15 protein-coding genes are annotated in these 13266 nt (G+C 72.0%); 7 read left to right on the top strand and 8 right to left on the bottom strand.

From position 1 onward, the window contains the following. Both IEZ10_RS25440 and IEZ10_RS25435 read right to left on the bottom strand, forming a co-directional pair. A partial coding sequence (locus IEZ10_RS25440; protein WP_308426304.1) for a trypco2 family protein occupies positions 1-176 on the bottom strand: 176 nt, incomplete at its 3' end. Positions 177-431: 255 nt separating this feature from the next. Beyond that, positions 432-1349 carry a TIGR03619 family F420-dependent LLM class oxidoreductase gene (locus IEZ10_RS25435; RefSeq protein WP_189249017.1) on the bottom strand — a complete coding sequence of 306 codons (918 nt, stop codon included), beginning with the start codon at positions 1347-1349 and terminating at the stop codon, positions 432-434. Positions 1350-1651: 302 nt separating this feature from the next. Here IEZ10_RS25435 and IEZ10_RS25430 point away from each other — a divergent pair, with 302 nt between their 5' ends. The 3 genes from IEZ10_RS25430 (at position 1652) to IEZ10_RS25420 (ending at position 3317) form a co-directional block, all read left to right on the top strand. Further along, on the top strand, positions 1652-1999 hold the full coding sequence (locus tag IEZ10_RS25430; protein WP_189249016.1) for a hypothetical protein: 348 nt from the start codon (positions 1652-1654) through the stop codon (positions 1997-1999). Beyond that, entirely contained in the window at positions 1996-2442 is a 447-nt protein-coding gene (locus IEZ10_RS25425; RefSeq protein WP_189249015.1) for a MerR family transcriptional regulator, read from the top strand. The genes IEZ10_RS25430 and IEZ10_RS25425 overlap by 4 nt, the downstream gene beginning before the upstream one ends. 389 nt (positions 2443-2831) lie before the next feature. Then, on the top strand, positions 2832-3317 hold the full coding sequence (locus IEZ10_RS25420) for an RNA-guided endonuclease InsQ/TnpB family protein (RefSeq protein ID WP_506004886.1): 486 nt from the start codon (positions 2832-2834) through the stop codon (positions 3315-3317). A gap of 110 nt (positions 3318-3427) precedes the next feature. On the opposite strand, the gene IEZ10_RS25415 is transcribed toward IEZ10_RS25420, so the two are convergent. The 3 genes from IEZ10_RS25415 to IEZ10_RS25405 are packed head-to-tail and all read right to left on the bottom strand — an operon-like array spanning position 3428 to position 5496. Next, complete coding sequence (locus tag IEZ10_RS25415; protein WP_189249014.1) at positions 3428-4186, bottom strand: MerR family transcriptional regulator; 759 nt, start codon at positions 4184-4186, stop codon at positions 3428-3430. Between the two features lie 10 nt (positions 4187-4196). Continuing rightward, positions 4197-5081, bottom strand: coding sequence for a DUF2268 domain-containing putative Zn-dependent protease (locus IEZ10_RS25410; protein ID WP_189249013.1), 885 nt, complete (start codon positions 5079-5081; stop codon positions 4197-4199). Between the two features lie 34 nt (positions 5082-5115). Next, a complete protein-coding gene (locus IEZ10_RS25405; RefSeq protein ID WP_308426301.1) occupies positions 5116-5496 on the bottom strand; it encodes a helix-turn-helix domain-containing protein in 381 nt (126 codons plus the stop codon). Positions 5497-5983: 487 nt separating this feature from the next. Between IEZ10_RS25405 and IEZ10_RS25395 the strand changes: the two genes are divergently transcribed. From IEZ10_RS25395 to IEZ10_RS25385, 3 genes are all read left to right on the top strand, one after another. Then, a complete protein-coding gene (locus tag IEZ10_RS25395; protein ID WP_189249012.1) occupies positions 5984-7048 on the top strand; it encodes a D-alanine--D-alanine ligase family protein in 1065 nt (354 codons plus the stop codon). Beyond that, a complete protein-coding gene (locus tag IEZ10_RS25390) occupies positions 7045-8424 on the top strand; it encodes a UDP-N-acetylmuramoyl-tripeptide--D-alanyl-D-alanine ligase (RefSeq protein WP_189249011.1) in 1380 nt (459 codons plus the stop codon). Before IEZ10_RS25395 ends, IEZ10_RS25390 begins: the two co-directional genes overlap by 4 nt. A 132-nt stretch (positions 8425-8556) precedes the next feature. Next, positions 8557-9249 (top strand): aspartate/glutamate racemase family protein, encoded by a 693-nt coding sequence (locus IEZ10_RS25385; protein WP_189249010.1) that lies wholly within the window; start codon positions 8557-8559, stop codon positions 9247-9249. A 94-nt stretch (positions 9250-9343) separates the two neighbouring features. On the opposite strand, the gene IEZ10_RS25380 is transcribed toward IEZ10_RS25385, so the two are convergent. The 3 genes from IEZ10_RS25380 to IEZ10_RS25370 are packed head-to-tail and all read right to left on the bottom strand — an operon-like array spanning position 9344 to position 12001. After that, entirely contained in the window at positions 9344-9838 is a 495-nt protein-coding gene (locus tag IEZ10_RS25380; protein WP_189249009.1) for a hypothetical protein, read from the bottom strand. Next, a complete protein-coding gene (locus IEZ10_RS25375) occupies positions 9835-11319 on the bottom strand; it encodes an ATP-binding protein (RefSeq protein WP_189249008.1) in 1485 nt (494 codons plus the stop codon). The genes IEZ10_RS25380 and IEZ10_RS25375 overlap by 4 nt, the downstream gene beginning before the upstream one ends. A 7-nt stretch (positions 11320-11326) precedes the next feature. Continuing rightward, positions 11327-12001, bottom strand: a complete 675-nt coding sequence (locus IEZ10_RS25370) for a response regulator (protein ID WP_189249049.1) — start codon at positions 11999-12001, stop codon at positions 11327-11329. Positions 12002-12191: 190 nt separating this feature from the next. Between IEZ10_RS25370 and IEZ10_RS25365 the strand changes: the two genes are divergently transcribed. After that, positions 12192-13199 (top strand): D-alanyl-D-alanine carboxypeptidase family protein, encoded by a 1008-nt coding sequence (locus IEZ10_RS25365; RefSeq protein ID WP_189249007.1) that lies wholly within the window; start codon positions 12192-12194, stop codon positions 13197-13199. Positions 13200-13266: the final 67 nt, after the last annotated feature.

The following is a 13266-nucleotide window of genomic DNA, read 5'->3' as shown; positions in this document are numbered from 1 at the left end:
GTGACGACCCACGCCTTGAACCCGCCCTTGGCCTTGGCGTCCACCTTCAGCTCCACGGCGAACTCCAGCTCGATCGGCCCCACGGTGAAGGCGATCTCACTGCCTGCCCCGCGCACCGCGGCCGCCAGTAACTCATCCCGGACCGCCTCGACCGCGTCCGCCAGCTCGATCTCCACCACGCCTCCTCAACACCGCACGCCCGCCCGCGCCGCTCGTGCCCCGGTACGGCAACGGCACCGGGACGCATCACGGGATCACTCACCGTAAAGCAGACGTCCCGCCGACGCCGATGGTTTCCGCGGATCACCGCCGATACGCCGTCGGCGGTGAACGAGGATGTCCTGGTCGCGGCCGGGGATCCGACCGGATCCTGGAGCGGCTTCGCCACCGCCGCGCCTGTGCCGGCCTCGAACGCATCGGCCATCACGGCATCAGTCGGCGTGCAGCCTGGTGATGAGCTCATGCGCGACGTCCAGGAACTGGTCGCGCGAGGACGTCGCCGTCTGCAGGTCGACGAACGCCTCGTGGGCACCGGCCTGGGCGAGGGTCAGCAGGTAGTCACCGATCTGCTGCACGGTTCCGGCGTGCGGCACCTGGTCGTCGGGCGCGGGAGAATCGGTGATCTTCGGGTTGACGCGTACCACCATTCGCAGGGCCGACGGATCCCGGCCGACGCGTGCCGCGGTCTGCAGCGCCACATCCCACAGGAAGGTCAGATAGGGCATGGGCATCGCCGCGCACAGCCAGCCGTCGGCTCGCCGGCCGATCCTCTCCAGAGCCGGGGGCGTGTAACCGGCGAGCAGGATCGGGGGGCGGGGCCGCTGGAAGGGCTTGAGGTCGATGTGCGACGGCGGTACGGTCCAGAGCGCGCCCTTGTGCTCGACCACCTCACTGCTCCAGACGGCCTCCATCAGGTCGAGCGTCTCTTCGAGCCGGGCCCCCCTCCCCTGCCAGGGCACCCCGGTCGCGGTGTACTCGTCACGCAGCCATCCGAGGCCGATGCCGACGTCCAGCCGTCCGCGGCTGAGCAGGTCGAGCGAGGTCAGCATGCGGGCAAGCAGGACCGGCGGTTGCCACAGCGCGTTGAGCGTGCTGGTTCCCAGCCGGATCTCCCGCGTGCTGACGGCGGCCAGCGTCAACGCGGTCAGCGGGTCGAAGAACGTCCCGAAGGCCGGGGGGATCTCGCCGTCTCCTCCCGGGTAGGGATCGCTGGGTTCGAGCGGCAGCATGATCCGATCACCCGCCCACAGGCTGTTGTAGCCCATGGCCTCCAGATCCGTGCTGGCCTGCCGGATGAAATCCGGGTCGGTGAAGGCACCGTACTGCGGGACTGCGTATCCGATCTGCATGAGAGATTCCTTGGTACTTCGCCGTGGAGAGCCGGGCGGGAGCGAGGTGCGTACCGCGTCCTCGTCTCAACCCCTGGACGATCTTGATTGAGCGTCCGGGGAGACGTTAGGCGGCACCCCTTGGATGGGACTTGGAGCAGGCTGGGATCCCGGGATCGAGGAACCCGCGGACAGCCGTCTGCGCTGAGAACGATCTCGGAGTCTCAGCGCAGAGGGGTTGACCAGACCTCGTGACGTCGGCCCGCGGCGGTACGGCGGAAGGGCTTGCATTCGGTACCCGGGTACAGGTTTACCGTCGAGGTATGCCCCAAGCCATCGCCCTTGACCTGGGATGGGCCCCCTCCGCCTGCACTCTGCCCACCGCCGGGCAGCCGCTTCGCGTGGCCGAGTTCGACGCCTTGTTCACCGACGCGGTGCGGGGTGTGGCACGGCCGGAACCCACCCGGCTACGCCTGGAACTCGTCTTCAGTCCGGGCGACGCCGCCCGGGCCGCCGAACTGACGGCCCGGGAGAACGGCTGCTGCTCCTTCTTCACCTTCACTCTCACCATCGCCGACGGCGGCCTGGCGCTGGAGGTGTCGGTGCCGGCGGAGCACGTCGAAGTGCTGGACGCGCTGCAGGCCCGCACGACCGCTGGGCGGCCGGAGTGAGACAGGACACCGGCGGGCCGTACCTGCGCAGCGGGCAGGTGGCCGAGCGGGCCGGGGTCAACCGGCAGACCCTGCGCTACTACGAACGCCGTGGGCTGATCACCGAGCCTCGGCGCAGCCCGGGCGGGCACCGCGCCTACCCGCCCGAGACCGTCGCCCTGCTGACCGTGATCAAGGCCGCCCAGCGGCTCGGCTTCACCCTGGAGGAGGTGGCCGAACTGATCGACACCGGCCGGCGCGGTCACCCCACTCCGGACCTGCGTGAGCGCGCCCAAGCCAAGATCGCCGAGGTGGACGCGCGGATCGCCGACCTGACCACCATCCGGCGCGCGCTGAGCGCGGTGGTGAGCGCCGGCTGCGACAGCCTGACCCACTGCACCTGTCCCGACTGCCCGCTGCCCTTCGCCGGCCTCGCCACGGACCAGCCCTTCGAGGAGAACTGACCGCCTGTCAGCACCCACCACGACCACCGGGCACCCGTCGGCCTCGCGTTGACGCTGGAGTTCCTCCGTCGGGCTCCGGCCTCGCGGAACCGGTCGTTTCCGCGAACCGTACGAGCTACCGAGATGCGGGCCGGTGCTCCGGCCTTCAGGTGCGGAGGTGAAGGCCCGCGAGGGAGTGCCCGCCAGGGCGCGAGCGTGCCCTGACCTTCCTGGTCCTGCCGCTCGGCCCACCAGGCGTAGGGCACCGGGACGGCGAAGGGCCGGCCGCCCGCGCTCCACAATGGTGTGCTCGCCGAGGTGGTGGGCGGCGTCGGCGCGGTCGCCGATGTGTTCACGGATCGCCCGGATTCCCCTACGCCCGGTCATGGCCGGGTGGCACGATGATGGCCGTGCAGCTTCGTTACCGGTACCGGCTCTCCCCGGACGCCGCCCAGCGTGAAGTGCTGGCGCGGGCGTTCGGGTGCGCCCGCGTGGTGTTCAACGACGGGCTGCGCGCACGCCGGGCGGCGCGTGAGGTGGGCCTGCCGTACGTCTCGGATGGGGAGTTGTCCAAGCGGGTCATCACCGAGGCGAAGAAGACGCCCGAACGGGCATGGCTGGGCGAGGTCTCCGCCGTGGTGCTTCAGCAGGCGCTCGCCGATCTGAACACCGCCTACCGGGACTTCTTCGCCTCGGTCGCCGGGAAGCGGAAGGGTCCGAAAGTCGCGCCGCCCCGGTTCCGGTCACGCAAGGACGACCGGCAGGCGATCCGGTTCACCCGCAACGCCCGGTTCACCGTCACGGCGGGCGGCAGGCTGCGCCTGCCGAAGATCGGGGACGTGCCGGTGCGCTGGTCACGCGGCCTGCCGTCCGAGCCGCCTGTGGAGGGACGGTGAGACCACCGCTTGCGGTGGCACGACCCGGCGAAGCAGGAACCCACTCCAAGCCGCCCGCGTTCTCGGCGGCTGGCAGGGGAGAATCCCCGCCCTTCAAGGCGGGGAGGACGTCAAATCCGGGTCCGCGCGTACGTTCGCAATGCGTCGCGGACGAACGTCGCCCCCGCGGCGTCGTCGTACATGCCCGCGAAGCGGGGGTCGTCGGCGTACATGTCCCCCAGGCATTCCACCATCTCGATCGAGCGCTCCCGGTCACCCTCGGCCGTGGGGGTGCCCGGGATCCGGCTCAGCCACCGGACGTGCCGGGCGGCCAGCGACTGGGCGTGTTCCGATGTCGGGGAGACCCCGGCCTTCGCCGCGGCGACCCATGCGGCGACGAGGTCCTCGGTGTCCTGCTTCCAGGCCCGCTGCTGGTCGAGGGTCTTGCCGTGCCACCAGTCGTTGCTCTCCTGGAACGCGCGCTCGCCCCAGCGTGAGACCACCTCTTCCTCGTAGTCGTCGTTGAACCCCGCCAGCATGACGTCCATCCGCGGTTCCGCCCCCGACTGCAGGGCGTCGAGCGTGTGGCGCGCAGACCGGATCTGCTGTTCGATGCGGTCCCGTTCCTCCTCCAGAGCGGCGATGTGGGCGCGGAGCCCGTCGCATGTGTCCACCTCGTCGGCCAGGACCCCGGCGATGGCCGACAGGCCCATGCCGAGCCGGCGCATGAGCAGGATCCGCTGCAGCCGGGCGACCGCGCTGAAGTCGTAGTAGCGGTACCCGTTCACGCCGATCCGGGACGGGGCCAGGAGCCCGACCCGGTCGTAGTGACGCAGGGTACGGCTGGTGATGCCGGCCCTCGCCGCGAGTTCCTGGATCGTCCACTCCATCGTTCCGGTGTCACCCGCGGCGGAGCGTGGCGGCGATGATCTCCGAGCTGTCGGCGTGCAGGGCCTGCGCCGCAGTCTGCCCGGTCGCCGCCAGGTAGGCGTCGACCAGCCGGTTGCCCGCCGCGTACCCGGCGCCCATCGGCAGCCCCACCGGGGTGACACCGAGGCGCTCGGCGCCGGGGTCGCCGTGCACCCAGGCGGTGAAGTTCTCCATGCCCGTCACGTCGAGCCCGGTGAGCACCTTGGCGAAGACCGCGTCGTCGTGCAGGTGCGGCACGCCGATGCGGGCGTAGCCGAGCTCGTCGCCGTAGAGCTGGCGGGCGAAGGCGTCGGCCAGGCCCTCGCCGACGATGTGCTCGCCGACGGTGACGGTCATCGGGTCCCACACGACTCCACCTGGGCTCCATCGCAGGTTATGGTGCAGTTCGTGCACTGCGGTGGCCTCCAGCCGCTCCACGTTCTCGGGGAAGGGCCAGAACGTGATGGCGATGTTGCCCGAGATACCGCCGAACCCGGTCATTCCCAGGCAGGGACCCATGAAGTGCTTGTCAGCCGGATCGCCGAGGACGAACAGCACGGTGATGTCCGGGGCCTCCAGCCCCGGCGTCGCCTCCAGCAGTACGGCGAGAGCCCCGTCGAGCGCGCGTTGCATCCGCTCCCAGGCTCCGGCCGCCGCCAGGGTCTCGAGCGCGTCGAGGCAACGCTCCTCGTCGCGGTCGATGGGGAACCCGGATGTTTCGCGGTGTACGGCCACCAGGTCGACCTCGCCGGGATAGTGGCGGTACATGCCGCTGTTGGGCTCCAACATCGAACGCAGCAGTTCAGGGCGGTCCGCGACCGGGGCGAGCAGGATCCGCCTCATGGCGGAGTAGGTGTCAAGAACAGTGATCGACATGGCCCCGATGCTAGAAGTTGACGCAGCGTCAAGGTCAAACCAGCGGCGCTGTGGAAGCGTAGTTCACCGACGATGGGGTGGTGGACCGTGGTCGTGCCTCCGTCGAGGCTGCGGACGTCGTGGCGCCCTGGGGCGGGCCGCCGCGAGGCCGAGCGGGTACGTCCGCTCGATGTCGTCGAGCCGCAGGACGCGCGAGTGATTCGAGCACCTGGGGTGAGGGGTTCTTGTCAAGGCCCCGTTCCAGGCGCGGGTAGTAGTCGGGACTGATCCCGGCCAGCAAGGCGACCTCCTCACGGCGCAGGCCGGGCACGCGGCGGTTGCCGCCGGGCGGGAGTCCTGCCTGCGCCGGGGAGACCAGCTCACGCCGGGCGCGAAGGTAGCCGCCGAGCCGGTTGCCGGATTCCTCATCCTTCATACCGACACCGTAATGCGGTGCGCGTGCCTCAGAGGGGCCCCGAAGGGCGGCCAGGGCGGCGGCCCCGGCGTAGGCCACCTCCAGAGACGTCGAGGTGTGCCGGGGCTCCAACCGGTCCAACGTCACGAACAAAGTGACGCCCCCGCCGATCGCACGCCAATGGTGCGCACCGAACCCCCACGGCAGGTAACCGACCTCGGTGATCTCGGGCAGCCAGTGAGCGGCGACCTCATGCGTGTTCGCCTCGTCGCTGACGAAGGAAGGGCGGGACAACACAGGGCCCGATTCCAGGAAGGACGCGGACACATATACATGGGTTTTCGCCGCGCGGCCGGCCTGACGCCCACCGCCGCAGCTGTGACACGACCATGACACGGCGCTGACGGGGCGGGCACACGGCCGGCGGACAGTGGACGGAGTCGACCGGCGCCCGCTCCCCGGCGGTGAGTCCGGCCGTCTCCGTGTCACCGAGAAAGGCTGATCGATCGTGACCGAACGCGTACGCGTGGCCGTGCTGGCGGGTGGGCCGTCCGCCGAGCACGAGGTGTCGTTGCAGTCGGCGCAGGCCGTGCTCGACGCGCTGCCGAAGGAGCTGTACGAGCCCGTCACCGTCATCATCGACCGGCAGGGCAGATGGCCGGTGGAACTGCGACGCGGTCTGGCGGACGTTGTCTTCCCCGCACTGCACGGGCCGTTCGGCGAGGACGGTGTCGTCCAGGGGCACCTGGAGACGCTGGGCATCCCGTACGTGGGCTGCGGCGTCCTGGCGTCGGCCGTGGCCATGAACAAGGTCGCGATGCGCCGGGCTTTCCTGGCGGAGGGCATTCCGGTCACCCCGTACGTGTGGTTCACCGACCACGAATGGCGCACCACCACCGACCACCGGGAACTGGTGAAGCCGCTCGACTGGCCGATGTACGTCAAACCGGCCGGCCTGGGCTCCTCCATCGGCGTCTCACGGGTCACCTCCGTGGACGAGCTGCGCGCGGGCGTGGATCTGGCCCTGACCTACGACCGGGAGGTCGTCGTCGAGCAGAGCGTGACCGCGCGCGAGATCATCTGCGGCGTGCTCGGCGGCCATGACGCGCCGGAGGCCTCGGTGCCCGGCGAGCTCATCGCGCCCGGCGACTGGCTCGACTACGAGGCCAAGTACCTCAGCCCGGCCGAGATCGCCGTCATCCCCGCCGCGCTGCCGGAACGGGTGGCCGAGGACGTGCGTGAGCTGGCCCTGCGCGCCTTCCGGGCGATCGGCGGCTACGGCCTGGCCCGTGCCGACTTCCTCTACGAGGAGGGCACGGGACGGCTGTACGTACTGGAGATCAACACCATGCCTGGTTTCACCTCCCGTTCCGTCTACGCCAGGGCCTGGGCCGCCAGCGGCGTCCCGTACCCGGACCTGCTGCGCCGCCTCATCGACCTCGCGTTCGCCAGGAGCGCCGCCGGAAGCACCGCTGGGAGCACCGCCAGGAGCGCCGCCGGAAGCACCGCTGGGAGCGCCGCCGGGAGCACCGCCGGGAGCACCGCCGGGAGCACCGCCGGGAGCGACTCGTGATCCCCATGACGCTGAACGAGATCGCGCGGGTCGTCGGCGCGACGATGCACGACGTGCGCGACCCGGAGACGCCGGTGACCGCGCCCTCGGCGGTCGACTCGCGCGAGGTGACGCCCGGCGGCCTGTTCGCCGCGACGGTCGGCGCCCGCGTCGACGGCCACGACCACGCGGCCGGCGCCGTCGCGGGCGGCGCCGTCGCCGTACTGGCCTCCAGACCCGTCGGCATGCCCGCCCTCGTGGTCGAGGACGTCCAGTTCGCTCTCGGCCTGCTGGCCAGGCACCTGCTCGAACGCATCAGCCCGACCGTGATCGGCCTGACGGGTTCCGTGGGCAAGACCACCACCAAGGACCTGCTGGCCCAGGTGCTCGAACGGCACGCCGCGACGGTCGCCACCGACAGGTCGTTCAACAACGAGCTCGGCCTGCCGCTCACCGTGCTGCGCGCCGACGCCGCCACCCGATACCTCGTGCTGGAGATGGGCGCAGGCCGGAAGGGCGACCTGACATATCTGACCGGGATCGCACCGCCCCGGGTCGGGCTGGTGCTCAACGTCGGCACCGCGCACGTGGAGCGTATGGGAGGCCGGATCGCCGACGTGGCCGAGGCCAAGGGGGAGCTGGTCGAGGCGCTTCCGGCGGACGGGTTCGCCCTGCTCAACGTCGACGACCCGTACGTCCTGGGCATGGCCGGCCGCACCAGGGCGCGGATCCTGCTGTACGGCAGGTCGCCGGAGGCGGGGGTGCGGGCCGAGGACGTGCGGATGCGCGACCGGGCGCGGGCGGCGTTCGATCTGGTGACGCCCTCCGGCCGCGCCCCGGTCGAGCTGGACCTCATGGGCGAGCACCAGGTGGGCAACGCCCTGGCCGCGGCCGCCGCCGCCACCGCACTCGGCCTGGACGCCGCCGAGATCGCCGACGGGCTGAGCGCCGCGCGGCGGCGCTCAGCGGGCCGGCTGGAGATCACCGAACGGCCGGACGGCGTCACCGTCGTCAACGACGCCTACAACGCCAACCCCGAATCCATGCGGGCCGGGCTGCGGGCGGTGAAGGCCCTGGCCGGCGCCCGCCGTACCGTCGCCGTGCTCGGAGCGATGGGGCAGCAGGCGGACGCCTCCCGCGCCCGGCACGCGGAGATCGGCCGGCTCGTCGCCGGCCTCCGCTTCGACGTGCTGATCGCGGTGGGGGCCGGGGATCCGCTCGCGATGGCGGAGGCGGCGGAGTCGCCGGACCAGGGCGTGGCCGTCCACGCCGTCGAGGACGTGACCGAGGCTCTCAGACTGGCCACCGCGCTTCTCGAACCGGGAGACGTGGTGTTCGTCAAGGCCTCCAGCGAGGTCGGGCTCGGTGCCTGCGCCCGCGCGCTGGCCGGCGCCTGACCGTCGGCACGTCGCCCAAGGACCGAGCGGGTCGGGAAAGTCCCCGCCGACGCACCGCCGGGCCGGCGGCGGCACCGTCATCACGGCCGGCACCGATCGGTGTGCCGGCGCAGACCAGAGAAACGGAGTTCCATGCGCGCCATCGGTCTCATCGGCGGATTGAGCTGGGAATCAACGGTGATCTACTACCAGGTCATCAACCGGCGGGTACGCGAACGACTCGGCGGCAGCCATTCCGCCAACAGCCTCATCTGGTCGGTCGACTACACGATCGTCGAGGACCTCGTCTTCGCCGGCCGATGGGACGAGGTGAGCACCCTGCTGACCGACGCCGGCCGGAAACTGGAGGATCTCGGCGCCGAGGTCCTGCTCGTCTGCAGCAACACCTTCAGCCGGGTGAGCGACGACGTGGCGCGGGCCGCGAGCGTGCCCGTGCTGCACATCGCCGACGCCGTGGGCGCGGAGGTCCGCGCCAGGGGGATGCGCAAGGTCGGTCTGCTGGGCACCCGCTTCACCATGGAGCAGCCCTTCTACCGGGACCGGCTGGCCGCCCACGGCTTCGACGTGGTCGTCCCGCGGCGTGAGCAGCGGGAGCTGGTCCATCGCGTGATCTTCGACGAGCTGGTGCGCGGGGTGCTCCGGGAGTCGTCCAGGGACGCGTACGCCCAGGTCGTCGCCGATCTCGCAGCCGACGGGGCCGAAGGCGTCATCCTCGGCTGCACGGAGATCGAGCTCCTGATCACCGAGAAGGACGCCGCCGTCCCGCTGCTGCCGAGCGCCCGGCTGCACGCGGAGGCGGCGGCCGGTTTCGCGCTGGCCGACTGACGCGCCCTCGTCGCGGCCGCCGCCGGCCGTACGTTCCGCTCGACCTTTCCGGCACCACGGCGATCCGCCCGGAGCGGAGGACGGGTCGCCGCCGTCACCCCGGGCAGTCGCGGGGGCCGGCGCCCCGCCCGGCGCCGACGACGGTGACCCGGCCGGGGCCTTCCGGCATCGTGGCGGCGGCCGTGCACACGATCTGCGCGACGGCCAGTGCGGACAGCTCACGGGCCGGGATGGACGGGTTCACCGCCACGACGCCGGAAGGCCCGACGGTCACCGAGAAGGGAACGGCTCCGGGCGGGACGTCGGTGGTGAACCCGCGCATCTGTTCCGTCGGGGTGGGTCCGGCGGCCAGCAACGCGAGCATGTCCGCCTGGGGCAGCCGGAGACCGGTCCGCGTCACCGCGCGGAGCCGGCCGTTCTTCACCAGGTAGATGGTGAACTTCACGGCCTGTGCCATGGTCGGTGCGACGGGCCCGCTCGGCGGGTCACCGGCGGGGATGGCGTCGCTGGGCTGCACTCCGCAGCCGGTCACGGCGACCAGCGACACGAGGCCCGCGGCGAGCACGCGGCGGGCGGGTCCGGTCCTCACTCGGAGCCTCCGTCCGGTTCGTGTGCCCGGCGCGGCAGGTGCAGCGTGAAGACGGCGCCGCCGTCCGGGGCGTTGGCGACGGTGAGGTCGCCTCGGTGCAGGCGCGCGTTCTCCCGCGCTATGGCCAGGCCCAGGCCGCTGCCCTCGGACCTGGCCCTTGCCGCGCTGGCCTTGTAGAACCGGTCGAACACATGCGGCAGCACCGCCTCGTCCAGCCCCGGCCCGTGGTCGCGGACCTCCAGGGAGATCCGGTGCGGGTCGGCGCGGAGCCGTATCGACACCGGCGGCTCACCGTGCCGCAGGGCGTTGCCGACGAGGTTGGCGAGGACGACGTCCACCCGGCGCGGGTCCAGCCGCGCCGTCACCGCGGCGGGAAGATCGGCGCTCACCTGCTGCGACCAGCCCCGGACGCGCAGGGTCGCGCGTACCAGCTCGGCCACGTCGACCTCGTTCAGCGCGAGGGCCGCGACACCGGAGTCGAACCTGCTGATCTCGATGAGGTCGTTCACCAGAACGGTGAGGTTGAGCGTCTCCTGGCTGACCAGCCTGGCGGCCCGGCCGGCGGGCTCGGGCAGCCGGGCCGCCTCCTCGTCCAGGACGTCGGCGACCGCGGTGAGCGCGGCCAGCGGGGTGCGCAGCTCGTGGGACACGTCGGCCACGAACCGGCGGGCCTCGGCCTCCATCTCGCGCAGCTGCCTGACGTGCCGTTCCAGCTCCGCGGCGGTGTCATTGAACGTGTGCGCCACCTCCGCCAGCTCGTCGGAGCCGCGGACCGCGATCCTGGCCCGCAGCTCGCCCTCGCCCAGCAGACGCGCCGCCCGGCCGAGCTCACGCACCGGACGCAGCACGCCACGGGTGGCCAGCAACGCCAGGATGACCGCGAACGCCAGGGCCGCCCCGCCGATGAGCCAGGCACGTGTGGCGAGCTCGTCGATGCTCTGCTGTTCGGGAAGCAGGTTGCGCGCGACGTAGACCTCGATGCCGGACATCCGCGTCGTCCGGCCCCTCTCGGTGATCAGCAGCGGCGTGCCGATGAGCAGGAAGGGGGTGTCCTGCCACACCACGCGTTGCCACGCGGTGTCGCCGCCGGCCACCACCCGCCGCAGCTGCTCGGGAATCACCTCAAGGTTCAGGACCGCCGTGTTCAGGCCCGGACCCCCCCGTCTCGGAGGTGGGGGAGGGCCCGGCGGGAACGGCGAGTGCGTCCCGCGGTAGACGGCGACCGCGAGCATGCCCTGGTCGGCCGCGGCCGCGGCGATCCCACCGAGCTCCTCCGGGCCCGGCGTCGCGCTCCGCAACGGGTAGAGCGCCTGCAGGCGGCTGGTCGTCGCCTTCACCGCGGCGTCCTGGGTCCGCTGCAGGATGGCGCTGCGGGCCTGGACGTAGACGCCGCCGGCCACCGCCGCCGCGGTGACCACGCACAGCAGCGCGAAGGCGGACAGCAGCCGGGCACGCAGCCCCAGGCTCGGCCGAGGCGTCACCGGCGGTTCACACCGGCCCGAACCGGTACCCGAACCCACGCACCGTCTGCACGTAGACGGGCGCCGCCGAGTCGTCCTCGATCTTCGCGCGCAACCGCTGCACGCACGCGTCCACCAGACGCGAGTCGCCGAAGTAGTCGTGCTCCCACACCGACTCCAGCAGCTGCTGGCGGCTGTGCACCCGGCCCGGCGTGCCGGACAGTTCGAGCAGCAGGCGCAATTCGGTCGGGGCGAGGCCCACCGGCACGCCGCGGCGGGAGACCGTCAGCGCGGCCCGGTCGATGGTCAGGTCCCCGTGCCGCTCCAGCTCGGCCTGGTCCCGGCCGATCCGCCGGAGCACCGCGCGGATGCGCGCCTCGAGCACCCTGGGCTGCACCGGCTTGACCACGTAGTCGTCGGCGCCCGCCTCCAGCCCTGCCACCACGTCCATGTCGTCGCCGCGCGCGGTCAGCATGATGATCGGTGTCTCACCGATGGCCCGGATACGGCGGCAGACCTCGAACCCGTCCATGCCGGGCAGCATCAGATCGAGCACGACGACATCGGGAAGGTCCGCGCGCAGCCGCTCCATCCCCTGCTCGCCGGACTCCACCGCGCGCACCCGGTGCCCGTGCCGGCTCAGGGCCAGCTCAAGGCCCTCCCGCACGGCCGGGTCATCCTCGATCAGCAACACCCGCGACACGCCGCCGAGCACCACAGCACGCTCCGTAACTCGCCCCCGGTCAACCCCGTCCACTGTCGGCCGGCCATATCCCCGCCTCGTCCGCGCCGTGTCATGGTTGTGTCACGGTCGCGCCGGTGATGGCCGCCGTCGATGAACCATGACATGCGGCGGACGACGCGCGCACATCAGGCGCCAATCGTAGTTCGGCATGAGCGAACCACGCATCCTCCCACCTCGGCCACGAGACCGGCTGTTCGCCGTGCTGCTGCCCGCGGCGGCCGTGTCCGCCGTCCTCGCCGCCGCGGGCTGTACGGTCTACGGCGGCGCGCGGGGCAGGCCGTCGCCGTCGTCGAGCTCCAGGCCGGCGCCGGTCACCGCGGCCCGGCCGCCGGCTCCGCCCCGGCCGTCCGCTCTGCCCTGGCCGTCGACGGGGCAGGCGGCGGTCGAGTTCACCGGGCGGGTGAACGGCCTCAGGGTGCACGGCGAGCAGCGGCCCGTGCCGATCGCGAGCCTCACCAAGGTGATGACCGCCCTGGTGATTCTCCGCGACCACCCGCTCGGCGGGAACGCCGCGGGGCCGTCCATCCGGGTCGACCGGCAGGCGGCGATCGAGGCGGGGAACCGGGACGAGTCGACGGTGCCGATCACCGCGGGCCAGATCCTCACCGAGCGGCGGCTTCTCGAGCTGACGCTGATCCCCTCGGGGAACAACGCCGCGCGTCTGCTGGCGCGCTGGGACGCGGGCTCGGAGCGGGCCTTCGTCCGCAGGATGAACGCGGTCGCCGCCGAACTGGGCATGAGGGACACCATCTACACCGGGGCGAGCGGATACGAGCCCACCACGGTCAGCACGGCGGTGGACCAGCTCAAGCTGGCCAGGCAGGCCATGAGGAACCCGGTGCTGCGTGACATCGTCGCCACCGTCAGGACGACCGTCCCGGGCATCGCGGGCGAGATCGTCAACAGCAACAAGCTGCTCGGGCTGCACGGGGTGGTCGGCATGAAGACCGGCACCAGCACGGCGGCGGGCGGAGCGCTGCTGTGGGCCGTCCGTCCCGCTTCCGGGGACCGCGACCGGCTGATCCTCGGGGTGGTCCTGCGCCAGGGCGACCCCGGGGACACGCTCGCGGAGAGGAAGGAGGCCGCGTTCACCGCGAGCAGGAGACTGATCGCGGCGGCCCGGCGGCACGTGGACTCCGGAACACCGGCTTCGTGAACGCCCCGGCCGTTCTCGTCACACCACGGGTCCCGGCCCTGCGCTCGCACGGCCACGGCCACGGCCG

It is taken from the genome of Streptosporangium pseudovulgare, from assembly GCF_014648055.1.
Taxonomy (GTDB): domain Bacteria; phylum Actinomycetota; class Actinomycetes; order Streptosporangiales; family Streptosporangiaceae; genus Streptosporangium; species Streptosporangium pseudovulgare.
Note: the sequence above shows the minus strand (reverse complement) of the source record. Positions and strands in the feature narration are given on the sequence as shown.